Consider the following 253-nt stretch of genomic DNA (forward strand, 5'->3'; position numbering starts at 1 on the left):
GGCAACATCGCGCAGCAGGATTTCGCAGGCCGCGTCCACACTCGCCGCCGCTTCCGCAACACGCAGCTGGATGGTGGGAAATTCAGCCATGCGGTTATTGCCGCCGGCCACTGCACCGCGCGTCACCCGGCCGCCGACATGGTCGACATAGGCGGCAAGCGCGCCCTTGGCCGCGCCGACGCCCGTTGAGGCGAGACAGGAAGGAATGCCGGTCAGCAGCGGCATGTTGAAGAGGCCTTCTTCCTCATAGTAG

The 253-nt window shown here is 65.6% G+C and carries 1 pseudogene; it reads right to left on the reverse strand.

Annotation, left to right across the window (positions count from 1 at the left end):
- A pseudogene (locus SB816_RS33500) lies at nucleotides 1–253 on the reverse strand (flavin-dependent monooxygenase); the annotation flags it as partial.

The organism is Achromobacter sp. SIMBA_011, from assembly GCF_046535435.1.
In the GTDB taxonomy this organism is placed as follows: domain Bacteria; phylum Pseudomonadota; class Gammaproteobacteria; order Burkholderiales; family Burkholderiaceae_B; genus Achromobacter; species Achromobacter dolens.